This window comes from Rhodoferax sp., assembly GCF_030653815.1.
GTDB lineage: Bacteria > Pseudomonadota > Gammaproteobacteria > Burkholderiales > Burkholderiaceae_C > Rhodoferax.
The window spans coordinates 18,454-42,918 of sequence record NZ_JAURYQ010000022.1 but is presented as its reverse complement, the minus strand read 5'-3'; the positions used below and the strand labels follow the sequence as shown (position 1 = coordinate 42,918).

Sequence of the window (24,465 nt, the reverse complement as noted above, 5' to 3'; positions counted from 1 at the left end):
TCAGCTCACGATGACCGGTGGTTTTGCAGGCTGCTTGCGGCTGTTCCACAAGCTGTCCAGGCTGTAGACCACCAGAGCCAGCCAGATCAGATAAAACCCGATGGCGCGCGCGGGGTCAAAGGCTTCGCCGTACAACCACACGCCCAGCAGCATCTGCAGGCTGGGCGAGATGTATTGCAGGATGCCCAGCGTGCCCAAGGGGATGCGACGCGCGCCCGCGGCAAACAGCAGCAGCGGCACAGCGGTCAACGGGCCGGCCAACAGCAGCCAGCCCAGGGTGGGTACGTCGCCCTGTACCAGCACACCTTGACCTTGCCAAGCCCACCACGCCAGCAGGCCCAGGGCAAACGGTGCCAGCAGCAAGGTTTCCAGCGTCAGGCCCTCCAGCGCGCCCAACGCCGCCACCTTGCGCAGCAAGCCATAGACACCAAAGGTCGCCGCCAGCACCAGCGCCACCCAAGGCAGCTGCCCGGCCTGCAGCGTGAGCCACAACACCCCGGCAGCAGCCACCGCCACCGCCAGCCACTGCACCGGGCGTGGACGCTCCTTTAAGAAGGCAAAGCCAAAAGCCACATTGACCAGCGGCAAGATAAAGTAGCCCAGGCTGGCATCGACCACATGGGCGTTTTGAATGGCCCACACGTACACCGACCAATTCAGGGACAACAACAGGGCAGACGCACCAAACGCCGCCAGCACCCTGGGCTGGCGCGCCACGTCACGCAACCAGGCCCAGCGCTTGAGCACGGTCAACACACCCAGCAGAAACACCAGCGCCCACACCATGCGGTGCAGCACCACCTCGAAGGGATTGACATGGCCGAGCAATTTGAAAAAGGCCGGGAACAAGCCCCAGGCCGAATAGGCCAGCGCGGCATAAAGCACACCAGAATTCATGGTTGGAAGAGACTCAGGGTTTGATGGCCGCGGGATGCGGCACAGTACAGAGTCTAGAGCCAAGGCCCTGGCCTGCATCGTGGAATGGCCGGGGCACGACAATCCGGCAAACACCCAAAGCAAAAGACCCGCCATGAAACCACCCGCCCGACTGCAATCCCTGATCGAAGAAGGCCTGATCGACAGCGTGGTGCGCCAGCTCATGAGCGGCAAGGAGGCCATGGTGTTCGTGGTGCGCTGCGGCGATGACACCCGCTGCGCCAAGATCTACAAGGAAGCCACGCACCGCAGCTTTCGCCAGGCGGTGGACTACACCGAAAACCGCAAGGTCAAGAACTCCCGCTCGGCCCGAGCCATGGCGAAGGGCAGCAAGTTTGGCCGCCAGGAGCAAGAGGCCGCCTGGCAAAGCGCCGAGGTCGATGCGCTCTACCGCCTGGCCGCGGCGGGGGTGCGGGTGCCGCAGCCGTACAACTTCTGCGACGGCGTGCTGCTGATGGAGCTGGTGACCGATGCCCACGGCGACGCCGCCCCGCGCTTGAACGACGTGGCTTTTACCCCGGAGCAGGCTCGCGCCCACCACACCACGCTGATAGCCGAGGTGGTGCGCATGCTGTGCGCAGGCGTGGTGCACGGCGACCTGTCGGAGTTCAATATTTTGCTGGCGCACACGCCCGGAACCGACGGTGCTGATGGCGTGGACGGCCCCGTCATCATCGACCTGCCGCAGGCGGTGGACGCCGCCGGCAACAACCACGCGCAGCGCATGCTGCTGCGCGACGTGGCCAACCTGCGCGACTTCTTTGGCCAGTTTGCGCCCGAGCTGCTGGCCACCCAGTACGGCCCCGAGATCTGGAGCCTGTACCAGGCTGGCCTGCTCAGCAACGAGTCAGTGCTGTCCGGCCACTTTGAGCGCGCGCAGGCCAGTGTCGACATGCAGGCGGTGCTGCGCGAGATTGACGACGCCCGGGCCGAGGACGCGGCGCGCAGGCTGCGCATGGCAACGGCGCTAACATAGGCCACGCTGACCCCCGAAAAATCCTGCATGACCGAGCCTAAAGCCTTGCTGGTGGTGACTGGCGACGGCCACGATGCCACCTGGTAACAACATTCCTCACTCCCCGGAGAGCTATCACCATGCCGCTCAAAAGCAAGTCCGATCCCGCCCGAAGCACCGAAGGCAAAAACGGTGTCCAGTCCCTTGAAATTGGCATGACGATTCTGCGCGCCATCAGCGGTGGCCACCGTGCCATGATGCTCAAGGACATCGCTGCGGCGGCCGACATGCCGGCCAGCAAAGTGCACCGTTATATCGTCAGCCTGGTGCGCGCCGGGCTGGTGGAGCAAGACCCCATGAGCGCGCGCTACGACCTGGGACCCTTTGCCCTGAGCCTGGGACTGGTGGCGGTGGACCGCCTGGACCGGATCAAACTCGGCCTGGAGGCCATTGCCGAATTGCGTGACGAAGTCAATCAGACCATCGCGCTGGCGGTGTGGAGCGACAACGGCCCGGTCATCATCCGCTCGTTGCGCCCTTACCGCCCGATCACCGTCAACGTGATCACCGGCAGCGCCCTGCAGCTACTCACCTCGGCCAGCGGCCGGATTTTTGCGGCTAATTTGCCGCGCAGCACCACCGATGCGCTGATAGGGCGTGAACGCGCCACGCTGGCATTGCCGCCGGAACTGCAAACCGAAACCGGCATTGATGCCATGCTGGCCAAGGTGCACGCTGACAGGCTGTCGGTGGTCAGCGACTACCACCTGGTGCCTGGTGTGGCTGCAGCAGCCGCACCTGTTTTTAATTTCAAACACGAAATCACCCTTTCGGTGCTGGCCATCGGCGTCAAAAGCATGATCGACCTGGCGCCCAACGGCAAAGTGGTGACCGCCCTGAAGCGCTGCGCGCAGAATTTGTCGATGCGGCTGGGGCATGTTGAGCAGGACACCTAAATCCTGACTTGACCCTTCTTCAAACCCACCTCTAAAAAAAATTTGCGAATATCATTTGACAGAACTAGTTCCTTAATGCAGAATTCGATCCAGTGAGCCGCTTGGCTTGACGCGCCGTAAAAAACAACAGGAGACAACGCATGTTGACGTGCCCAACCCGTTCCGGGTGTTTTGAATCTGCAGCCAGGAGCGCATGATGCTGGCCGAATTTCTCCAATTCCTGTTTTCCGGCATCACGGTGGGCGCCACCTACGCGCTCGCCGCTCTGGGCTTCACACTGATCTACAACGCCAGCAATGTCATCAACTTTGCGCAGGGCGAATTCATCATGCTGGGCGGCATGCTGGCCGTGTTTTTCACGCAAGGCGGCCTGCCCATGCCCCTCGCGCTGGCGCTGGCCATTCTGTTGCCCGCGCTGGTAGGTGTCGTCGTGGAGAAGCTGGCGATCGAGCCCGTCAAGGGTGCTGAATCGGTCACGCTGATCATCATCACCATCGGCGCTTCGCTGGTGATTCGCGGTCTGGTTCAGGTCTGGCTGGGCAAGGGCACCTTCAGCCTGCCGGCCTTCTCCGGCGACGTACCGCTGCAAATACTGGGCGCCACGCTGATGCCGCAAAGCCTGTGGGTTCTGGGTGTCACGGCCATCGTGGTGGTGGCGCTGTGGTACTTCTTCAACCGCACCTTGCACGGCAAGGCCATGCTGGCCACCTCCTACAACCGGGTGGCGGCCGAACTGGTCGGCATCAACACCAACTGGGTGCTGTTCTTGAGCTTTGCCATGTCGGCGGCACTCGGCGCGTTGGGTGGCATCCTGGTGACGCCCATCACACTGACCTCCTATGACGTCGGCATCATGCTCGGGCTCAAGGGCTTTGTCGCCGCCGTGGTTGGCGGTCTGGGCAACGGTCTGGGCGCGGTGGTGGGCGGCTTGCTGGTGGGCATTCTGGAAGCCATGGGCGCGGGCTACATCTCGTCGTCGTACAAGGATGCGATCCCGTTCGTGCTGATCCTGCTCATTTTGTTCTTCATGCCGCGCGGCCTGTTCGGCGGCAAATCCACGGATCGGGTCTGAGCATGAAAAAGAGTCCTTTCATCGGCCTGTACATCATCATGGCCGTGCTGCTGGTGCTGCCCTTTGTGTTGCCCAACAGCTTTTATGTCGACCTGGCGATCCGCATGGCCATCAACGCCATCATCGTGCTGGGGCTGAACCTGCTGATCGGTTTTGCCGGCCAGATCAGCCTGGGCCATGCAGGTTTTCTGGGCATTGGCGCTTATGCCACGGCGGCACTGCCAACCCATCTGGGCTGGCATCCCATCCTGGCGCTGCTGGCGGGTGCGGTAGCAGCGGGTTTGCTGGCCGCCATTGTGGCGCGGCCGATTTTCAAACTCAAGGGCCATTACCTGGCGATGGCCACCCTGGGCCTGGGCATCATCATCAACATCGTGGTGCGTAACGAAGCCGCCTGGACCGGTGGCCCGGACGGCATGCCGGTGCCCGCCATGAGCCTGGCCGGGTTCGAGATTTCGGGCGACAAACACTGGTACTGGATTGTGGCCATTCTGCTGTCGGTCAGTGTCTGGGCCTCGCTCAACTTGATTGACTCGCCCTTCGGCCGGGCGCTGCGCGCGCTGCACGGCAGCGAGGTCGCGTCCAAGGTGGTGGGGGTCGACGTGGTGCGCTACAAGGTTGCGATCTTTGTGCTCTCGGCCGTGTTTGCCAGCATCATGGGCAGCGTGACGGCGCATTACGTAGGCTTTGTCACGCCGAACCTGGCGGACTTCTTCCACTCCATCGAGCTGGTCACCATGGTGGTGATCGGCGGCATGGCTTCGGTCTATGGCTCGGTGGTCGGCGCCGTTCTGCTGACCGCCCTGCCGCAGGCGCTGACCTCGTTTGAAGGCTGGGAAACGGTGATCTTCGGCGCCATCCTGATGCTGTGCATGATCTTCCTGCCCAAAGGCCTGGTGCCCACCTTGGCAGCTAAATTCGGCAAGGGAGAATGAGCATGGCCTTGCTAGAAGTCAAAGACCTTTCCATCCACTTTGGTGGTGTCAAGGCGGTGCAAAACGTCAGCTTTTCCATTGACGCTGGCATTGTCTACGCGGTGATCGGCCCCAACGGCGCCGGTAAGACCACACTGTTTAATTTGATTACCGGGGTCTACACCCCGACCACCGGTACCATCCATCTCGACGGTGAAGCCATCGGAGGCAAATCACCCGATGAGCTGGCACGCCGTGGCGTGGCGCGCACGTTCCAGAACCTGCAGATCTGCATGAACATGGACGCCATTGAAAACGTCATGGTCGGGGCGCATTTGCGGCTGGATCGCAACCTGCTCAAGGCCGCCCTGCGCTGGCCCGCGCTCAAACGTCGCGACCGCGAATTGCATGGCGAAGCAGCTGAACTGATGCGTTTTGTCGGCTTGCAAGACTACATCAACGCCCGCGCCGACAGCATGCCCTACGGTGCGCTCAAGCGGCTGGAAATTGCCCGCGCCCTGGCCATGAAGCCACGCCTGATCTTTCTGGACGAACCCGCTGCCGGCCTTAACCCCAAGGAAACCATCGAGGTCGATGCGCTGGTGCGCAAGGTGGCCGATTCAGGCGTCACGGTGGTGCTGGTCGAGCACGACATGAAGATGGTGATGAACCTCTCGGACCGCATTTTGGTGCTGGACTACGGCCGCAAGCTGACCGAAGGCACCGGCGCCGAGGTGCGCCGCAACCCCGACGTGATTGCCGCTTATCTTGGCGCGCACGCCTGAACCCAAGGGACACCATGGACGCACTCAACATCATCAGCCAGGACCACAGCAACATGTGGCGGCTGGCCATCACCATCGACCATGTCGCCACTGACATTGAGCAGGGCGCGCCTGTTGAGTCGGCATTTTTCAATGCCGCCTTCGACTACATCGACCAGTTTGTCGACCGCTTTCATCACCCGAAAGAAGACGACTACCTGTTTCGGTTGTTGCGCCTGCGCAGTGCCGAGGCCGCCGACATTCTGGACCAGCTGCAACTGGAACACCGCGAGGGTCCGGACAACCTGGCCGCCTTGCGCGCCCGGGTCAACGCCGCCGCTGCCGGGCAGGTGTCGGGCGCGCAGATTGCCACCGACCTGCGCAACTACACCGCCATCCTGAAGAACCACATCCGGACCGAAGAAAAAACGGTTTTGCCACTGGCACGCAACAGTTTGATTGCCTCGGACTGGGCTGAAATCAACCAGGCCTTTCTGGACAACAGCGACCCGGTGTTTGGCGAAAAGGCGCAGGCGGAGTTTCGCCAGCTTTACCACCGGGTGGTCAGTCTGGCGCCCGAATCGGTGGGTCTGGGCGGCCACAGCGAGGGCACGTTGCAACCGCTGCCGGAGCGCACCAAAAACGAGGTGCAACTGCGCGTCGAAGGCATGGAAAGCTGTTACGGTCGCATCAAGGCGCTCAAGGGCATCAGCCTGGAAGTGCGTCGCGGCGAAACCGTGGCCCTGGTGGGCGCCAACGGGGCGGGCAAGACCACGTTTTTACGCACCTTGTCGGGCGTGCAACCGATGAGCGCGGGCAGCATCCATTTCAAGGGCCAAGACATCAGCAAAATGCGCTCGGACAAGCGCATGCGCTTAGGGATTTGCCAAAGCCCCGAAGGCCGCCAGGTGTTTGGCCCGCTGTCGATTGAAGACAACTTGCGCCTGGGCGCCTACACCCAGCCGCGTGATCAGGTGGACGGCGACATGGAAAAGATTTTCACCATGTTCCCGATCCTGAAAGAAAAACGCGCCCTGCCGGCAGGCACGCTGTCAGGCGGCCAGCAGCAGATGCTGGCGATTGGCCGCGCGCTGATGGGCCGCCCCAGCCTGCTGCTGCTTGACGAACCATCGATGGGCTTGGCGCCGCTGCTGGTGGAAGAAGTGTTCAACGTGATCAAGATGCTCAAGAGCAAGGGCATGACGATTTTGCTGGTCGAACAAAACGCGTTTGCCGCGCTGGCCATTGCCGACCGCGGCTATGTGCTGGAGACCGGCACTGTGACGCTCACCGGAACCGGCCAGGAACTCATCAGCAACGAACAGGTGCGCGCTGCGTACCTGGGCATGTGAACGCCACAACAAGTCAACCCCAGGAAAAAACATGACCAAAAAATTCGCATCCCAGGCCGACCTGGAAGTCAAGAAGACCACCTTTGCCCAACTGTCCGAGCACTGCTGGGCCTACACCGCCGAGGGCGACCCCAACACCGGCGTCATCATTGGCGAAGACGCGGTGCTGATTTGTGACGCCCTGGCCACCCCGGTGATGGCGCAAAGCCTGATCGCCGAGATTCGCAAGGTCTCTGACAAGCCCATCAAATACGTGGTGCTGTCGCATTACCACGCGGTGCGCGTGCTGGGCGCCTCAGGGTACAAAGATGCGGGCATGCAGGAAATCATTGCCAGCCAGGGCACCTACGAGATGATTGTGGAGCGCGGCGCGCAAGATATGCAGAGCGAGTACGAGCGTTTTCCGCGCCTGTTTGACGCCTTTGACTCCATCCCCGGCCTGACCTGGCCGACCATGGTGTTCAAGGACGAAATGACGCTCTGGATGGGCCAGCTTCAAGTCAAGATCATGCATGTGGGCCCCGGCCACACCAAGGGCGACACCATTGTCTGGGTGCCGTCGGAGAAAGTGCTGTTCTCGGGCGACCTGATGGAGGCCGATGCGGCTTGTTACACCGGCGATGCCCAGCTCGAAGAATGGCCCGCCACGCTGGACGCACTGGCCGCGCTCAAACCCGAAAAAATCGTGCCTGGCCGTGGCCCGGCGCTCGACACCCCCGAGCGTGTGGCCGCCGGCCTGGCCTACACCCGCGACTTTGTGACCACGCTGCTGAGCTCGGCCAAAGAAGCCGTGGCGCAGGGCATGAACCTGAACCAGGCCATGGCGCATTGCCGCAAGGCGATGGACCCCAAGTTTGGCCAGGTCTTCATCTACGAGCACTGCCTGCCGTTTGACGTCACCCGCGCCGTGGACGAGGCCAGCGGCATCAAACACCCGCGCATCTGGACCGCCGAGCGCGACAAGGAAATGTGGCACGGCCTGCAAGCCGCTGAGTAAGCCACAACAACATCGGCACAAAAAATTAACACCAGAGACAAGCCATGTTGAGCACTTACCAATATCCAAAATTTGATTACGTCCGCCCGCCCGAGCTGTCTGGCGTTGGCAAAAAACGCTACCCCGTGGTGGTGGTGGGCGCCGGCCCGGTGGGCCTGGCGGCGGCCATCGAGCTGGCGCAGTCCGGCGTGCCGGTGGTGCTTCTGGACGACGACGACACCGTGTCGGTGGGCTCGCGCGGTGTCTGTTACGCCAAGCGCACGCTTGAAGTGCTGGATCGCCTGGGCTTGGGTGAGCCTTGCATGGACAAGGGCGTGAGCTGGAACGTGGGGCGCACGTTTTTCCGCGAGCAGGAGGTCTACAACTTCAACCTCTTGCCGCAGCCAGATCACAAGCGCCCCGGCATGATCAACCTGCAACAGTATTACCTGGAAGAGTTCGAGGTGAAACGCGCCCAGGAACTGCCCAAGCTCGACCTGCGCTTCAAAAACAAGGTGCTTTCCGTGACGCCTGAAGGCGATGGCGCCACGCTCCAAGTTGAAACGCCCGACGGCGTTTACACGCTGGAAACCGACTGGCTGGTGGTGGCCGACGGCGCCCGCAGTGGCATCAGGCGCCTGATGAATCTGGACATTGAAGGCAAGATTTTCAAGGACCGCTTTCTGATTGCCGACGTGGTCATGAAGGCCGATTTTCCGCACGAGCGCTGGTTCTGGTTTGACCCGCCGTTTCACCCCGGACAGTCGGTGCTGCTGCACCGCCAGGCGGACAACGTCTACCGCATCGACTTCCAGTTGGGCTGGGACGCCGACCCCGAAGAAGAAAAGAAACCCGAGAAGGTGATTCCGCGCATCAAGGCCATGCTCGGTGATGAGCGCGAGTTCGAGCTCGAGTGGGTCAGCGTCTACACCTTTCAGTGCCGCCGCATGAACGCCTTCATCCACGGCCATGTGCTGTTTGTGGGTGATGCCGCGCACCAGGTGTCGCCGTTTGGCGCGCGGGGTGCCAACTCCGGTATTCAGGACACCGACAACCTGTGCTGGAAGCTTAAATTGGTGGTCGAGGGCAAGGCCCCGCCCGAGTTGCTCGACACCTATTCGGAAGAACGTGTGTTTGCCGCCGAAGAAAACCTGCTCAACTCGACCCGCTCTACCGACTTCATCACACCCAAAAGTAAAACCTCGCTGACCTTTCGCAACGCGGTGCTGAGCCTGGCGCGAGACCATGCGTTTGCCCGCGCACTGGTCAATTCGGGCCGCTTGTCGGTGCCGAGTGTCCTGACTGAGTCACGCCTGAACACACCCGATGACGGCAGTTTTGCCGGCGACATGGTGCCCGGCGCGCCGATGGACGATGCGCCGATGCGCAAGGGTGGCCAAGATGTCTGGCTGCTGGATCAGGTAGGCCAGCGCTTCTGCCTGCTGGTTTACGTGAACGACCCGGCCGGCCTGGGTGCTGATGCCGTGGCGCAGCTTCAGGCATTGGCCGGTGCGTCGGCCGGTCCTGACATGGGCGCTGCGATTGCGCTTGACGTGGTGCTGGTGTCGCCAGCCCAAACTGCCACTGCAGGCTTGACGCTGCTGCAAGACCACACCGGCCGCTTTGCGGAGCGCTTTGACACGCAGCACGGCAGCACCTACCTGATCCGCCCGGACCAGCATGTGGCGGCGCGCTGGCGCGCTTTTGATGCGGCTCAAGTGCAAGCCGCCCTGGCCCGCGCCACCTGCAACCTTCTCTGAGAAGCCCGCCATGTCCCTGAACCTGCAAGCCAATTTCTTTGAATCCGGCAAGCGCTACTTTCGCGCTTTCACCCCCGGTGACGATTTTTATGAAGCACTGATTGACACCCACCGTGACCTCAGCGACGAGCAAAGCGCCATGGTCAACGCGAAACTGGTGCTGCTGCTGGCCAACCATGTGGGCGACATCAGCGTGCTGCGCGAAGCCATGCAGATTGCCCGTCAAGATTCTTAAGAACAAAGCAAAGGATTCCCCATGCAAATCCAGAAAATCCACCACGTGGCCTACCGCTGCAAGGATGCCAAGCAAACCGTGGAGTGGTACGGCAAGTACCTCAACATGAACTTCATCCTGGCGATTGCCGAGAACGAGGTGCCTTCCACCCACGAGCCCGACCCCTACATGCACGTCTTTCTGGACGCAGGCGGCGGCAATGTGCTGGCATTTTTCGAGCTGCCCACCCAACCCGAGATGGGCCGCGACATGAACACGCCGGCCTGGACGCAGCACCTGGCGATGCAAGTCGCCACGGTCGACGAGCTGCTGGAAACCAAGGCCAAGTTAGAGGCCGATGGCATTGAGGTGGTGGGTCCCACCGACCACACCATCTTCAAATCGATCTACTTCTTTGACCCCAGCGGCCATCGGCTGGAACTGGCCGCCAACACCGGCACGCCCAAGATGGCCAAGATGCTTGACGACGCCAAGTGGGACATGCTCAACGAATGGGCTGTGACCAAAAAGGCCCCCCAGCACGCGCGCTGGATGCACGACGGCTCGTATGCCGGGGAGTAAAGACGCATGAAACTGGCCACCCTCAAACAAGGCGGACGCGACGGCACGCTGGTTGTCGTCAACCGCGCGCTGACCCACTGCCGCGCCGTGCCCGCCATTGCCCGCACCCTGCAAGCGGCGCTGGACGACTGGGAGGCTTGCGAGCCGCAGTTGCGTCAGGTCTATGAAGCCTTGAACAGCGGCGCCTTCAGCACCCCCGATGTGTTCGACCCGGCGCTGTGCCACTCGCCGCTGCCACGCGCTTACCAATGGGCCGATGGCTCGGCCTACGTCAACCACGTGGAGCTGGTGCGACGCGCCCGTGGGGCCGAGTTGCCGCCCTCGTTCTGGACCGACCCGCTGATGTACCAGGGCGGCTCGGACTCGTTTGTCGGTCCGCGCGACCCCGTGTATGCCCTGTCCGAAGACTGGGGCATTGACCTGGAGGCTGAAGTGGCGGTGGTCACCGGCGACGTCAGGATGGGCTGCAGCGTGGCGGACGCCGCCAAATCGGTGCGTCTGCTGATGCTCGTCAACGACGTGTCGCTGCGCAACCTGATCCCGGCCGAGCTGGCCAAGGGTTTTGGCTTCTTCCAGTCCAAGCCAGCATCTGCCTTCAGCCCGGTGGCGGTCACGCCCGACGAGCTGGGTGCCGACTGGTCTGACAGCCGGGTGCACCGGCCCTTGACCGTGCATTTGAACGGCGCCTTGTTTGGCCAGCCCGATGCAGGGCAGGACATGATCTTCAACTTCGCCCAGCTCATTGCCCACGCGGCCAAAACACGGGAGCTGGAAGCGGGTTCGGTCATTGGCTCGGGCACGGTGTCGAACAAACAGGGTGGTCTGCAGGGCTCGTCGATTGCCAATGGCGGTGTCGGCTACTGCTGCATTGCCGAGGTGCGCATGTACGAGACGATCGAGTCCGGCGAACCGCAAACCGACTACATGAAGTTTGGCGACCGCGTGCAAATCGACATGACCGACCGCTTTGGCGCCTCGATTTTTGGTGCCATCGATCAGACCGTGACCCGCTATCCAGGCGCTGCGTCGCCAGATTAATTGGATCTCTGACCCCCATTATTTTTTTCAAGGAAATTCCATGACCCATCCCCTGTTTGAAAAACACCGCGCCAAGCTCGACGCTGCGCTCAACGCCATCCACAGCCGTGGCTACTGGGCCGCGTACAACGAGATGCCCAGCCCCAAGACCTATGGCGAAGCCGCACCCGCAGACGGCAAGTCAGCGTTTGAGGCCCACCTGGGTCAGCAGTTTGACCTGCAGCAGCCCGGCACCAGCGCCTGGCTCGCGCCCGAGGTGTCGCCGTTTGGCATTGAACTGGGCGTGCAGTACCCGGTGTGCGACATCGAGGCGCTGATTACCGCTGGCCAGGCCGCCATGACCGGCTGGCAGGCGGCCGGGGTGGACGGCCGCACCGGCCTGTGCATCGAGATGCTGGACCGCCTGAACGCGCAAAGTTTCGAGATCGCCCACGCCGTCATGATGACCACCGGCCAGGGCTGGATGATGGCGTTCCAGGCCGGCAGCCCGCACGCCCAGGACCGTGGCCTGGAGGCCGTGAGCTACGCCTACCGCGAGCAGAGCTTTGTGCCGTCGGAGGCCACCTGGGAAAAGCCGCAAGGCAAAAACCCGCCGCTGGTCATGAAGAAGCATTTCCAGATCGTCGGCCGCGGTGTGGCCGTGGTGGTAGGCTGCGCCACTTTCCCGACCTGGAACACCTATCCCGGCCTGTTCGCCGCGCTGGCGACCGGCAACGCGGTCATTGTCAAGCCGCACGACCACGCGGTGCTGCCTGCCGCCATCACCGTGCGCACCCTGCGTGCGGTCCTGGCCGAGCATGGCATGGACCCCAATCTGGTCACCCTGTGTGTGCCGGCCAAGCCCGAAACCACCCAGGCACTGGTGACGCACCCGGCCGTGAAATCGGTCGACTTCACCGGCGGCAACGTGTTTGGCCAGTGGCTCATCGATCACTGCCGCCAGGCCCAGGTCTATGCCGAACTGGCCGGTGTGAACAACATCGTGATCGACTCGACCGACGCCTACAAACCCATGCTGCGCAACCTGGCCTTCACCCTGTCGCTGTACTCGGGCCAGATGTGCACCACCTCGCAGGCGCTGTTGGTGCCCGCTGGCGGCATCGACACCGAAGACGGCCACAAGACTTATGACGAGGTGTGCGCCGACCTGGCCCGCGCCATCGAGGGCTTTCTGGCCAAGCCAGAGGTGGCATTTGCCGTGCTGGGCGCGGTGCAATCCCAAGCCACGCTGGCGCGTATTGCGCTGGCAGACGGAGGCAGCTTGGGCCAAGTGCTGCTGGCGTCAAAGAAGCTCGACAACCCCGAGTTCCCCAAGGCCGAAGTGCGCACCCCGGTGTTGCTGGCCTGCGATGCGGCGGATGAAGCGGCCTACATGGAAGAGCGCTTTGGGCCCATCACGTTTGTGGTGAAAGTGGCCGACACCGCGGCTGCCATTGCCCTGTCGGAACGCATCATCAACAGCCACGGCGCGCTCACGGCCGGGCTCTACTCGACCCGTGCCGACGTGATCGACGCCATGACGGCCGCCACCTGGCGCTCCAAGGTGGCCCTGTCGATCAACCTGACCGGCGCGGTGTTTGTGAACCAGTCCGCCGCGTTCTCCGACTACCACGGCACCGGCGGCAACCCGGCCGCCAACGCCTCGTACTCGGACTCGGCCTTTGTCGCCAACCGCTTCCGGGTGGTGCAGCGCCGCTACCACGTTTGAGGTTTTGCCATGACTTACCAGAACATTCGTTTTGAAGCCCAGGACGGCATTGCCCGCCTGACGCTCAATCGCCCGGACAAGCTCAACAGCTTCAACGGCGCCATGCACGCCGAGTTGCGCGCCGCGCTCGATGCGGTGCAGCATGACAAAAGTATCCGCGTGCTGGTCATCACCGGTGCCGGGCGTGGCTTTTGTGCCGGGCAGGATCTGGCCGACCCCGACATGGCCATGGGCCCGCTGCAGCCCGACATTGGCAACGTGGTCGAGCACAACTACAAGCCGCTGATTTTGGCGCTGCAAAACCTGCGCGTGCCCACGGTTGCACAAGTCAACGGCATTGCCGCCGGTGCCGGGGCCAGCCTGGCGCTGGCCTGTGATCTGGTGATTGCAGCGAAGTCGGCTGCGTTTTTGCAGGCCTTCAGCAAAATCGGCCTGATTCCCGACACCGGGGGCACCTGGTTCCTGCCGCAGCGCGTGGGCATGGCCCGCGCCATGGGTCTGGCCCTGCTGGCAGAGAAATTACCCGCCGAAAAAGCCGCCGAATGGGGCCTGATCTGGCAAGCCGTGGACGACGCTGAACTCACCCCCACGGTGGACAAACTGGCAGCTCAGTTGGCCGCCATGCCGACCAAAGCGCTGGTGCGCACCCGCGCCGCCATGCACGCCGCGCCCAACCACACGCTCGAGCAGCAGCTCAACATGGAAGGCGGCTTCATGCGCGAACTGGGCTGGAGCCCGGACTTTGCCGAAGGTGTGGCCGCCTTCATGGAAAAGCGCGCGCCCAAATTCACCGGAAACTAATCACCCCATGACACAAGCGCTCTCACAAAACGCGGTGGTCGCCGTCATCGGCGCCGGTGCCATGGGTGCCGGCATTGCCCAGGTGGCAGCTGCTGGCGGGCACCCGGTCAAGCTGCTCGACAACCGCCCCGGCGCAGCCGCCCAGGCCATTGAAGGCATTCGCGCCCAGTTTGAAAAAATGGCGGCCAGGGGCAAGCTCAGCGCAGAAGCAGCCCAAGCCGCTGGTGCGCGCCTGCAGGCAGTCGGGCAAGTCGCTGACCTGTTTGATGCGGCCCTGGTGGTGGAAGCCATTGTGGAAAACCTGCAGGTCAAGCAAACGCTGTTCAAGGAGCTTGAAACCGCGGTGTCCGAGGGCTGCATTCTGGCCAGCAACACCTCGTCGATTTCCATCACGGCCATTGGTGCAGCGCTTGGCAACCCACAACGCCTGGCGGGTTTGCACTTCTTCAACCCGGCGCCCTTGATGGCGCTGGTCGAAGTGGTCTCTGGCCTGGCGACTGCCCCGGACGTGGCCAGCACCCTGTATGACACGGCGCTGGCCTGGGGCAAAACCCCGGTGCATGCCAAATCCACCCCCGGTTTCATCGTCAACCGGGTGGCGCGTTCGTATTACGCCGAAGCCTTGCGTGTGCTGACCGAGGGGGGTGCCGATTGCGCCACGCTCGATGCCTGCTGCCGCGAGTCCGGCGGTTTTCGCATGGGGCCGTTCGAGCTGATGGACATGATCGGTCATGACGTCAACTTTGCTGTGACCAACTCGGTATGGCGCGCGTTTTTCAACGATCCGCGCTTTTTGCCCTCGCTGATTCAGCAGGATTTGGTTGATGCCGGTTTTCTGGGCAAAAAGTCTGGCCGGGGCTTTTACGACTATCAGGACGGTGCCAGCAAACCGCTGCCCGCCACCGTGCCGGCGCTGGCCCGCCCCCATGAAATCGTCCTGTATGGTCAGTCTGCCGCAGCCCAAGCCCTGGCCATGCGCCTGCAAGCCAACAACGTCAGCTTCACCCAGGCCCACGCGCTGGGCGACACGCTGGCCACTGCGGGTTCCGCGACCCTGCGCATCACCGATGGTCGCACCGCCACCCGCTGTGCTGTTGACACCCAAACGCCCAACACCGTGCTGATCGACTTGGCGCTGGACTACGCAAAAGCCACCCGGCTGGCCGTGAGTGTCGCCGCCCAGTGCGACCGCGCTGCCGCCAACAGCGCCCTGGGCTTGTTGCAGGCGGCAGGGTTTGCCGTGTCGCAACTGCAAGACATCCCCGGCCTGATCGTCATGCGCACCGTGGCCATGCTGGCCAATGAGGCCTCCGATGCCGTCAACCAGGGCGTCTGTGATGCCGCCGCGGTCGACACCGCGATGCGCCTGGGCGTCAATTACCCCTGCGGCCCGCTGGCTTGGGCCAACCACGTGGGCCTGGCGCAGGTCAGCACGGTGCTGGGCCATCTGGCGCAAACCTATGGCGAAGACCGCTACCGCACCTCGCCCCTGATCCAACACCACGTTTTTGCTGCAAAGGACTTTTCATGACCGACCAACACACCAACCCGCAGGCCTTGGCAGACGCGGTCACCCAGGCCATGTGGTCGCGCGACCGCGCCACGCAAGGCTTGGACATGCAAATTTTGAGCGTCAAGCCGGGTTATGCGTTGATGGCCATGCCGGTGCGCGCCGACATGGTCAATGGCCACCACATCTGCCATGGCGGTTTCATGTTCATCCTGGCCGACAGCGCCTTTGCCTTTGCCTGCAACAGCTACAACCAGAACACCGTGGCGTCGAGCTGCAACATCGATTTTCTGGCGCCAGCGCGCGAAGGCGATGTGCTCGAAGCCGAAGCGGTGGAGCGCTCGCTGGCGGGCCGCACCGGGGTCTATGACATCACGGTGCGCACCCGCACGGGCAAAACGGTGGCGCTGTTTCGCGGCAAAAGCTACCGCATCAAGGGCGAGGTGATTGCCGGCTTGCAGCACAGCGATGCCGTGGCCTGAATTTCGCCTCATCCGACACCCGATTTACATCCAGATCAACCTGAACAAGAGGAGATCCCTATGACTGCCAAAGCCCCCCAACCCGGTGAACTTGACGCGATTGAAACCGCCAGCCGCGACGAAATTTCGGCGCTGCAACTGGAACGCCTCAAATGGTCGCTGCAACACGCCTATGACAACGTGCCCTTTCATAAAAAGGCGTTTGACGACAAAGGTGTTCACCCCAGCGATCTGAAAACGCTGGCCGACCTGGCCAAGTTTCCGTTCATGACCAAGACCGCGCTGCGCGACCAGTACCCGTTTGGCCTGTTTGCCGTACCCAGGGAAAAGGTGGCTCGGCTGCACGCATCCAGCGGCACCACTGGCAAGTCGATCGTGGTCGGCTACACCCTCAAAGACATCGACAACTGGGCCAATCTGGTGGCGCGCTCAATTCGCGCCGCCGGTGGTCGTGCCGGCGACATGCTGCACAACGCCTACGGCTACGGCATGTTCACCGGCGGTCTGGGCGCGCACTACGGCGCCGAGCGCCTGGGTTGCACCGTGGTACCGATGTCGGGTGGCCAAACCGAAAAGCAGGTCCAGCAGATTGTTGATTTTCAGCCACAAATCATCATGGTGACGCCCAGCTACTCGCTGGTGATCGCCGAAGAATTCGAGCGCCTGGGCATCACGCCAGACCAAATCTCGCTCAAGGTCGGCATTTTTGGCGCCGAACCCTGGGGCGAAGGCATGCGCGCCGAGATCGAGCGCAAACTGGGCATTGACGCCATCGACATCTACGGCCTGACCGAAGTCATGGGCCCCGGTGTCGCCTGCGAATGTATTGAGTCGAAAGACGGCCCGGTGATCTGGGAAGACCACTTTTACCCCGAGATCATCGACCCCGAAACCGGCGAAGTGCTGCCAGACGGCTCCGACGGCGAGTTGGTGTTCACGTCGCTGACCAAAGAGGCGTTTCCTGTCATTCGTTATCGAACCCGCGACCTGACGCGCCTGCTGCCCCCCACCTCGCGCGCGTTCCGGCGCATGGGCAAGATCACCGGTCGTTCTGACGACATGCTGATCGTGCGCGGCGTCAATGTGTTCCCGAGCCAGATTGAAGAGCAAATCCTGCGCGACAAGCGGCTCTCGGGCAACTACCAGATCTTGCTGAGCCGCGATGGCCATCTGGACAACGTCGAGGTGCGCTGCGAGCTGCAACGCGAATTCTCCGGCAAGCTGTCGGCCGCAGACGTGGCGCTCATCAGCAAAGAGTTGCAGCACCACATCAAGACCATCGTCGGCATTTCGACCCGCGTCACCGTGCTGGGCTTTGAGGCGATTCCGCGCACGCAAACCGGCAAGGCGCGCCGCCTGATCGACGAGCGGCCCAAGCAACTCTAAGGAAGCCAACATGACTGAAGCCTTTATTTGCGATGCCATTCGCACGCCCATTGGCCGTTATGGCGGCGCTTTGGCAGGTGTGCGCGCTGACGACTTGGCCGCCATTCCGCTCAAAGCCCTGATGGAGCGCAACCCCCAGGTCAACTGGGCCAGCGTCGACGACATCATTTATGGCTGCGCCAACCAGGCCGGTGAAGACAACCGCAACGTGGCGCGCATGGCCGGCCTGCTGGCTGGCTTGCCCATCGAGGTGCCGGGCACCACGGTCAACCGCTTGTGCGGCTCGTCGCTGGACTGCGTTGGTATGGCGGCGCGCGCCATTCGCTCGGGTGACACCGAGCTGATGATTGCCGGTGGCGTGGAGAGCATGTCGCGCGCGCCTTTTGTCATGGGCAAGGCTGAAAGCGCCTGGTCGCGCAGCGCCGCCATGTATGACACCACCATCGGCTGGCGTTTTCCCAACCCGCTGATGAAGCAGCTGTATGACACCCATTCGATGCCGCAAACGGCCGACAACGTGGCCGCTGACTTTCACATCTCACGCGCCGACCAGGACGCGTTTGCCGTGCGCTCGCAGCAGCGCTGGGCTGCTGCCCACGCCGCGGGCCGTTTTGCCGACGAACTGACCCCGGTGCGGATAGCGCGCAAAAAGGGTGATCCGCTGGTGGTCGACACCGACGAGCACCCGCGCCCCGAGACCACGCTGGAGATGCTGGCCAAGCTCAAGGGCGTCAACGGCCCCGAGCTGTCGGTCACGGCGGGCAACGCCTCGGGCGTCAACGATGGCGCTTGTGCGCTGTTGCTGGCCAGCGAGGCGAGTGCCCGCGCCAACGGCCTGACACCGCGCGCCCGCGTTGTGGCCATGGCGGCGGCCGGTGTGGCGCCGCGCATCATGGGTTTTGGCCCGGCCCCGGCGGTGCGCAAGGTGCTGGCCAAGGCGGGATTGAGGCTCGACCAGATGGATGTGATTGAACTCAATGAAGCCTTTGCGGCACAAAGCCTGGCGGTGCTGCGCGACCTCGGACTCAAGGACGACGAGGCGCGGGTCAACCCCAATGGCGGTGCCATTGCCATGGGGCATCCGCTGGGCATGAGCGGTGGCCGTTTGGTGACAACAGCCATGTACGAACTGGCACGGCGTGGCGGGCGTTATGCGCTTTGCACGATGTGTATTGGTGTGGGGCAAGGCATTGCCCTGGTGATAGAGCGCGTCTGATTTTTTAACCCCTTTAGGAGACAAAGCATGAAATTTACGATGAAAAAACTGGTCATTGGCACCGCATTGGCAATGGGCACACTGGCTGCCATGGCCGCTGACACGATCAAGATCGGGTCCGTTCTGTCGGTCACCGGCCCGGCTGCCTTTTTGGGCGACCCCGAGCTCAAGACGCTGCAGATGTACGTCGAGGACATCAACAAGAAAGGCGGCGTCATCGGTCGCCAGCTGGAGTTGGTGCATTACGACGACGGCAGTGACGCCGGCAAGGCCAACGGCTTTGGCAAGCGCCTGATCGACGACGACAAGGTCGACATCATTGTGGGCGGCACCACCACCGGGTCCACCATGTCGATGGTTCCTTTGGTCGAAAAGGCCGGCGTTCCGTTCATTTCCCTGGCGGGTGCGGTGGTGATTGTGGAGCCGGTCAAGAAGTGGGTGTTCAAAACTCCGCACACCGACCGCATGGCCGCTGAAAAAGTCTTTGAAGACATGAAAAAACGCGGCCTGACCAAGGTCGCCCTGTTCTCCGAGACCAGCGGCTTTGGCCAGTCGGGCAAGAAGGAAACCGAGGGTGTGGCGGCCAAGTACGGCATCACCTTGGTGGCCAATGAAACCTACGGCCCGAAAGACACCGACATGAGCCCGCAGCTCACCAAGATCCGCAATACCCCGGGTGTCCAGGCGGTGTTCATTTTTGGTCTGGGCCAGGGTCCGGCCATTGCCACCAAGGGCTACAAGCAGCTCGGCATGACGCTGCCGCTGTACCACGCGCATGGCGTGGCGTCTGACGAGTTCATCAAGCTCGCCGGTCCGGCCGCAGAAGGCGTTCGCCTGCCCGCCGCCGCGCTGCTGGTGGCCAGCAAACTGGCCGCCAATGACCCGCAAAAGCCGGTCGCCGAAGGCTACGCCAAGGCTTACAGCGCCAAATGGAAATCCGATGTTTCGACCTTTGGCGGCCATGCCTATGACGGCCTGATGCTGGCGGTGGACGCGATCAAGCGCGCCGGCAGCACCGACAAGGCCAAGGTGCGTGATGCGATTGAAGCCACCAAGGGTTTTGTCGGCACCGGCGGCCTGGTCAACATGTCGGCCACCGACCACATGGGCCTCGACCTGTCAGCCTTCAAGATGCTGGAGATCAAGAACGGCGACTGGACGCTGGCGCAATAAGACCAGCCGACTCAACCCACCCGCACAAGCACCATGTTTGAGACACTAGATATCGAACGTTCCGGCCAGGTCGCCACGGTCTGGATGAACCGCCCGGCGGTGTTCAACGCCTTCAACGAACAGCTGATTGCCGACCTGAGCGAGGCCTGCACCAGGCTGGACGCGGATGCCAGTGTGCGCGTGGTGGTGCTGGGCGGGCGTGGTCGGCATTTTTCGGCCGGCGCCGACCTGAACTGGATGCGCCGCGCCGCGGAAGGCAGCGAAGCCGACAACCTGGCCGACGCACGCCGCTTTGCCCGCATGTTGCACGTGCTGGCTGGTTTGTCCAAGCCGACCATTGCCCGTGTTCAAGGCGCCGCCCTGGGCGGTGGCACCGGGCTGGCCGCAGCGTGTGACATGGCGGTGGCCAGCGCTGACGCGGTGTTTTCCACGTCCGAGGTCAAGTTCGGCATCATTCCGGCAGTGATCAGCCCCTATGTGCTGCGCGCCATCGGGCCTCGCCACGCGCTGCGTTATTTCCAAAGCGCCGAACGCATCAGCGCAGAGCGCGCACTGAGCATTGGCCTGGTCAATGAGGTCACGGCGGTGGATGCACTCGATGCCGGCGTGGCGGCCTTGATCGAGCCTTTGCTGGCCGGAGCCCCCAGCGCCCAAAAAGCCGCCAAGGAGTTGATCGAAGCCATCAAGGGCCGGCCGATTGACGCGCAAACGCTCGAAGACACCGCCCAGCGCATCGCCCGGCAGCGCGCCACCGCGGAGGGCCGCAATGGTGTCGCCGCCTTTCTGGACAAACGCCCGCCCGCCTGGCTGGTGAGCTAAGTTTATTTTTCAACCCACAGGAGTCATCACTTATGTACACACAGTCGTTCAATGTGCAGGAGACCCCCGGCCAGAAAAAGGCGGCACCCGTCGCCTCGCTGGAGAACCCCGAGGCGCAGGCGCGCTTTGATGCCCGCATCGATGCCGATGGCAAGATCGAGCCGCAGGACTGGATGCCCGAGGCCTACCGCAAAACCCTGGTGCGCCAGATCAGCCAGCACGCCCACAGCGAAATTGTGGGCATGCTGCCCGAGGGCAACTGGATCAGCCGCGCCCCCAGCCTGAAACGCAAGGCGATTCTGATTGCCAAGGTGCAGGACGAAGGCGGCCACGGCCTGTACCTCTACAGCGCGGCCGAAACCCTGGGCACCGGGCGCGACCAGATGCTGGCCGACCTGCACAGCGGCAAAGCCAAGTACAGCTCGATCTTCAACTACCCGACGCTGAACTGGGCCGATGTCGGCACGATTGGCTGGCTGGTCGATGGCGCCGCCATCATGAACCAGATTCCGCTGTGCCGCTGCAGTTACGGCCCCTATGCGCGCGCCATGATCCGCGTCTGCAAGGAGGAATCGTTCCACCAGCGTCAGGGCTATGAAGCGCTGCTGGTCATGATGCAAGGCACGGCCGAACAAAAAGCCATGGTGCAGGACTCGGTGAACCGCTTCTGGTGGAAATGCCTGGCCATGTTTGGCCCACCGGACGCCAACAGCCCGCACAGCGAACAAGCCATGCGCTGGGGCATCAAGCGCATCAGCAACGACGACTTGCGCCAGAAGTTCATCGACGCCACCGTGCCGCAAGCCAACGTGCTTGGCGTGACCCTGCCCGACCCCAAGCTGAAATGGAACGAAGAGCGCCAGCACTATGACCATGGCGAGATCGACTGGGACGAATTCTGGGCCACGGTGAACGGCAACGGCCCGTGCAATGTTGAGCGCCTGTCGACCCGCGTCAAAGCCCATAACGATGGCCAGTGGGTGCGCGACGCCGCCCTGGCCCACGCCCGTAAACACCAACCAAGCCAACACAAGGAAGCAGCATGAGCACCACCACCCCCGCATTGAAAGACTGGCCCCTTTGGGAAGTATTTGTTCGCAGCAAACAGGGTCTGGAGCACAAGCACTGTGGCAGCCTGCACGCCAGTGACGCCCAGCACGCCCTGCAAATGGCGCGTGACGTGTACACCCGCCGCCAGGAAGGCGTGAGCATCTGGGTGGTGCCGTCCAAGAGCATTGCCGCCAGCGCCCCGGAAGACAAGGATGCGCTGTTCGACCCGGCGGCCGACAAGATCTACCGTCACCCCACCTTTTATGACATTCCTGAAGAAGTGGGGCACATGTAATGGCTGCCTATTTTCAAGACTACCTGCTGCACCTGGCTGACAACGCGGTCATTCTGGGCCAGCGCAACGCCGAGTGGTGCGGCCATGGCCCCGTGCTCGAAGAAGACCTGGCGCTGGCCAACAACAGCCTCGACCTGATCGGTCAGGCGCGCCTGTTGTACCAGCATGTGGCCACCGTGCGCAAGGACGGCAAAAGCAGCGAAGACCTGCTGGCTTACTTCCGCGATGTGCCCGACTTCAAGAACTACACCCTGCTGGAGCTGCCGCACAGCACCGCGCTGGCGCCCACCAGCCGTGGCGACCGGGACTATGCGGTCACGATTGGCCGCAACTTTCTCTACAGCGCCCTGATGGTGCTGGTGTGGGAAGGGCTCAAGGGTTCTGCCGATGCACAACTGGCCGCCATTGCGTCCAAGTCGCTCAAGGAAACCCAATACCACCTGCGCCATGCCCATGACTGGCTGCTGCGCCTGGGTGACGGCACCGACGAATCCCACGCCAAAATGCAGGCGGCCATCAACCATTTGATGCCCTACACGCAGGAGTTCTTTACGCCCAGCATTATGGAAACTGCCGTGGTCAAGTCGGGGCTCGGGGTCGATACCCGGCCACTGCAAGCCAGCTGGAACGCGATCGTGGACGACGCCCTGGCAGCGGCCACCCTCAAGCGCCCGGCCGCTGGTGGATTTGTGACCACCGGCAAAACCGGCGTGCATTCCGAGCACCTGGGATTTGTGCTGGCTGAGATGCAAAGCCTGGCGCGTGCGCACCCCGAGGCCGTCTGGTAATCGCCATGCAAGTGCATGCCTCACCAAGCCAGGCGCAGACTGCGGCATCGGCCTTGCCCGACGGCCCGATCGCGCTGAAAGAGCCAAACGACGCGTTTTACGCCACCTGGAATCTGCTGGAGTCGGTCACCGACCCCGAGATTCCGGTGGTGAACCTGCGCGAGATGGGCATCTTGCGCGCGGTGCGGCAGACCGCCACGGGCCTGGAGGTGGTGATCACCCCGACCTACAGCGGCTGTCCGGCCATGAGCCAGATGCAGGACGACGTGGTCAATGCCTTGGCCAAAGCCGGTGTTGCGGCCCGGGTGCTGACGCAAATTGCGCCGGCCTGGTCCACCGACTGGATGACACCTGAAGCGCGCGAAAAGCTCCGCGCCTATGGCATTGCCCCGCCGCACCCCAGTGGCTGTGGCACGCCGGTCGCCAACGTCGTGCAGTTCGCCGCCAGAAAGACAGGCGGCACCGAGCTGACCGTGGCCTGCCCGCAGTGTGGCTCACACAACACCACCGAGACCTCGCACTTTGGCTCGACCGCCTGCAAGGCGCTGTACCGCTGCCTGGACTGCCTGGAACCCTTTGACTACTTCAAACCCTATTAGGCCAACATGTCTACATCTCCCCGTTTTCACGACCTGCGCGTTGCCCGTGTCAGCCCCGAGGCGGCTGGCTCGGTGGCCGTTGCCCTGAGCGTGCCCGATGCCCTGCTGGACAGCTTTGACTTCCAGCCCGGCCAGTACCTGACCCTGCGCAGCAAGATCGACGGTGCCGATGTGCGCCGCAGCTACTCGATCTGCTGCACCCATAGCCACCTGCAAAAAAATCACGAACTGGTGGTGGGCATTCGCCCGATGGAGGGCGGTGTCTTCTCCAACTGGGCCGCCACCCAGCTCAAGGCAGGTGACACGCTGGCGGTGATGCCGCCCGATGGTCGCTTTGTCTCCAAACGTCCGCGCGCGCTGCACCGCGTCGGTTTTGCCGCCGGCTCGGGCATCACGCCCATTTTGTCGATCATGGCCAGCACGCTGGAAGACCAGCCAGATGCCAAGTTCACCTTGGTCTACGGCAACCGCAGCATGGCCAGCGTGATGTTCAACGAAGCCTTGCAAGAGCTGAAAGACCGCTTTGCCGGGCGCCTGACCCTGATCCACATTCTGTCGCGCCAAGCGCAAGAAGCGGACCTGCTACAAGGCCGCATTGACGGGGACAAAGTGCGGGCCATCATCGCGGCGCTGTTGCCGGTCGGCAGCATGGACGAGGTGTTCATCTGCGGCCCCGAGGCCATGATCAACGTCACCGAAAAAGCGCTGCTTGAAGCCGGTGTGCCCGCCAAACAGCTGCACACCGAGCGCTTCACCTCACCCACGCTGGAAACCATGACGCCCGAAGCGCGCCAGGCGGTGGTGGCCAACAGCATGAAGCTGCCCGCGGGCGGCCAGGTCGCTCTGACCGTGGTGCTCGACGGCAAGTCGCACGCGCTGCACATGAACCCGGACGAGCATGTGCTCGACGTCGCCATGGCCGCCGGGCTGGACCTGCCGTTTTCCTGCAAAGGCGGCGTCTGCGCCACCTGCCGCTGCAAGGTCATCACCGGCAGCGTGGCCATGGACAAAAATTACGGCCTGGAACCCTGGGAAACCGACAAGGGCTTTGTGCTGAGCTGCCAGTCGCGCCCAACCAGCGAAGCGGTCACCGTGAGTTTTGACGAGCGTTGACCTCCG

The 24,465-nt window shown here is 62.8% G+C and carries 25 protein-coding genes and 1 pseudogene; 25 read left to right on the top strand and 1 reads right to left on the bottom strand.

From position 1 onward, the window contains the following. Entirely contained in the window at positions 1-897 is an 897-nt protein-coding gene (gene rarD, locus Q7U49_RS07990) for an EamA family transporter RarD (RefSeq protein WP_304763659.1), read from the bottom strand. A 133-nt stretch (positions 898-1,030) separates the two neighbouring features. Here rarD and Q7U49_RS07985 point away from each other — a divergent pair, with 133 nt between their 5' ends. The 25 genes and pseudogenes from Q7U49_RS07985 to Q7U49_RS07865 all read left to right on the top strand — a co-directional run bounded on the left by Q7U49_RS07985 (position 1,031) and on the right by Q7U49_RS07865 (position 24,459). Next, positions 1,031-1,912 (top strand): PA4780 family RIO1-like protein kinase, encoded by an 882-nt coding sequence (locus tag Q7U49_RS07985; RefSeq protein ID WP_304763658.1) that lies wholly within the window; start codon positions 1,031-1,033, stop codon positions 1,910-1,912. Between the two features lie 119 nt (positions 1,913-2,031). Beyond that, a complete protein-coding gene (locus Q7U49_RS07980; protein ID WP_304763657.1) occupies positions 2,032-2,847 on the top strand; it encodes an IclR family transcriptional regulator in 816 nt (271 codons plus the stop codon). A gap of 199 nt (positions 2,848-3,046) precedes the next feature. Then, on the top strand, positions 3,047-3,919 hold the full coding sequence (locus Q7U49_RS07975) for a branched-chain amino acid ABC transporter permease (protein ID WP_322306663.1): 873 nt from the start codon (positions 3,047-3,049) through the stop codon (positions 3,917-3,919). Between the two features lie 2 nt (positions 3,920-3,921). Beyond that, positions 3,922-4,854 carry a branched-chain amino acid ABC transporter permease gene (locus tag Q7U49_RS07970; RefSeq protein WP_304763655.1) on the top strand — a complete coding sequence of 311 codons (933 nt, stop codon included), beginning with the start codon at positions 3,922-3,924 and terminating at the stop codon, positions 4,852-4,854. Between the two features lie 2 nt (positions 4,855-4,856). Beyond that, positions 4,857-5,618: an ABC transporter ATP-binding protein gene (locus Q7U49_RS07965; RefSeq protein WP_304763654.1), complete on the top strand. Its 762-nt coding sequence runs from the start codon at positions 4,857-4,859 to the stop codon at positions 5,616-5,618. 14 nt (positions 5,619-5,632) lie between these two features. Next, positions 5,633-6,031 (top strand): annotated as a pseudogene (locus Q7U49_RS07960) (hemerythrin domain-containing protein); the annotation flags it as partial. A gap of 234 nt (positions 6,032-6,265) precedes the next feature. Further along, positions 6,266-6,949, top strand: a complete 684-nt coding sequence (locus Q7U49_RS07955; RefSeq protein WP_304763678.1) for an ABC transporter ATP-binding protein — start codon at positions 6,266-6,268, stop codon at positions 6,947-6,949. 31 nt (positions 6,950-6,980) lie between these two features. Continuing rightward, positions 6,981-7,946 carry an MBL fold metallo-hydrolase gene (locus Q7U49_RS07950; RefSeq protein WP_304763653.1) on the top strand — a complete coding sequence of 322 codons (966 nt, stop codon included), beginning with the start codon at positions 6,981-6,983 and terminating at the stop codon, positions 7,944-7,946. A 44-nt stretch (positions 7,947-7,990) separates the two neighbouring features. After that, positions 7,991-9,685, top strand: a complete 1,695-nt coding sequence (locus Q7U49_RS07945) for an FAD-dependent oxidoreductase (RefSeq protein ID WP_304763652.1) — start codon at positions 7,991-7,993, stop codon at positions 9,683-9,685. Positions 9,686-9,695: 10 nt separating this feature from the next. Beyond that, positions 9,696-9,920, top strand: coding sequence for a DUF2783 domain-containing protein (locus Q7U49_RS07940; protein ID WP_304763651.1), 225 nt, complete (start codon positions 9,696-9,698; stop codon positions 9,918-9,920). Between the two features lie 21 nt (positions 9,921-9,941). Continuing rightward, positions 9,942-10,481: a VOC family protein gene (locus tag Q7U49_RS07935; protein WP_304763650.1), complete on the top strand. Its 540-nt coding sequence runs from the start codon at positions 9,942-9,944 to the stop codon at positions 10,479-10,481. 6 nt (positions 10,482-10,487) lie between these two features. Next, the gene (locus tag Q7U49_RS07930; RefSeq protein WP_304763649.1) at positions 10,488-11,519 is read left to right on the top strand and encodes a fumarylacetoacetate hydrolase family protein; all 1,032 of its coding nucleotides are present in this window, start codon (positions 10,488-10,490) and stop codon (positions 11,517-11,519) included. A 40-nt stretch (positions 11,520-11,559) separates the two neighbouring features. Continuing rightward, a complete protein-coding gene (paaN, locus tag Q7U49_RS07925) occupies positions 11,560-13,227 on the top strand; it encodes a phenylacetic acid degradation protein PaaN (RefSeq protein ID WP_304763648.1) in 1,668 nt (555 codons plus the stop codon). A gap of 9 nt (positions 13,228-13,236) precedes the next feature. Beyond that, positions 13,237-14,028: a 2-(1,2-epoxy-1,2-dihydrophenyl)acetyl-CoA isomerase PaaG gene (gene paaG, locus Q7U49_RS07920; protein ID WP_304763647.1), complete on the top strand. Its 792-nt coding sequence runs from the start codon at positions 13,237-13,239 to the stop codon at positions 14,026-14,028. A gap of 7 nt (positions 14,029-14,035) precedes the next feature. Then, positions 14,036-15,559, top strand: coding sequence for a 3-hydroxyacyl-CoA dehydrogenase PaaH (paaH, locus tag Q7U49_RS07915; protein WP_304763646.1), 1,524 nt, complete (start codon positions 14,036-14,038; stop codon positions 15,557-15,559). Further along, entirely contained in the window at positions 15,556-16,020 is a 465-nt protein-coding gene (gene paaI / locus Q7U49_RS07910; protein ID WP_304763645.1) for a hydroxyphenylacetyl-CoA thioesterase PaaI, read from the top strand. The genes paaH and paaI overlap by 4 nt, the downstream gene beginning before the upstream one ends. Before the next feature lie 60 nt (positions 16,021-16,080). After that, positions 16,081-17,406, top strand: a complete 1,326-nt coding sequence (gene paaK / locus Q7U49_RS07905; protein ID WP_304763644.1) for a phenylacetate--CoA ligase PaaK — start codon at positions 16,081-16,083, stop codon at positions 17,404-17,406. A 10-nt stretch (positions 17,407-17,416) separates the two neighbouring features. Beyond that, positions 17,417-18,622: a 3-oxoadipyl-CoA thiolase gene (gene pcaF, locus Q7U49_RS07900; protein WP_304763643.1), complete on the top strand. Its 1,206-nt coding sequence runs from the start codon at positions 17,417-17,419 to the stop codon at positions 18,620-18,622. Between the two features lie 27 nt (positions 18,623-18,649). After that, positions 18,650-19,795 carry an ABC transporter substrate-binding protein gene (locus tag Q7U49_RS07895; protein ID WP_304763642.1) on the top strand — a complete coding sequence of 382 codons (1,146 nt, stop codon included), beginning with the start codon at positions 18,650-18,652 and terminating at the stop codon, positions 19,793-19,795. 33 nt (positions 19,796-19,828) lie between these two features. Next, a complete protein-coding gene (locus tag Q7U49_RS07890; RefSeq protein ID WP_304763641.1) occupies positions 19,829-20,614 on the top strand; it encodes an enoyl-CoA hydratase/isomerase family protein in 786 nt (261 codons plus the stop codon). A 32-nt stretch (positions 20,615-20,646) separates the two neighbouring features. Beyond that, a complete protein-coding gene (gene paaA, locus Q7U49_RS07885; RefSeq protein ID WP_304763640.1) occupies positions 20,647-21,660 on the top strand; it encodes a 1,2-phenylacetyl-CoA epoxidase subunit PaaA in 1,014 nt (337 codons plus the stop codon). Further along, positions 21,657-21,959: a 1,2-phenylacetyl-CoA epoxidase subunit PaaB gene (paaB, locus tag Q7U49_RS07880; RefSeq protein ID WP_304729157.1), complete on the top strand. Its 303-nt coding sequence runs from the start codon at positions 21,657-21,659 to the stop codon at positions 21,957-21,959. The genes paaA and paaB overlap by 4 nt, the downstream gene beginning before the upstream one ends. Further along, complete coding sequence (gene paaC, locus Q7U49_RS07875) at positions 21,959-22,747, top strand: 1,2-phenylacetyl-CoA epoxidase subunit PaaC (RefSeq protein WP_304763639.1); 789 nt, start codon at positions 21,959-21,961, stop codon at positions 22,745-22,747. The genes paaB and paaC overlap by 1 nt, the downstream gene beginning before the upstream one ends. Before the next feature lie 5 nt (positions 22,748-22,752). Next, the gene (gene paaD, locus Q7U49_RS07870; protein WP_370653980.1) at positions 22,753-23,346 is read left to right on the top strand and encodes a 1,2-phenylacetyl-CoA epoxidase subunit PaaD; all 594 of its coding nucleotides are present in this window, start codon (positions 22,753-22,755) and stop codon (positions 23,344-23,346) included. A 6-nt stretch (positions 23,347-23,352) separates the two neighbouring features. Next, positions 23,353-24,459, top strand: a complete 1,107-nt coding sequence (locus tag Q7U49_RS07865; protein WP_304763638.1) for a 2Fe-2S iron-sulfur cluster-binding protein — start codon at positions 23,353-23,355, stop codon at positions 24,457-24,459. Positions 24,460-24,465: the final 6 nt, after the last annotated feature.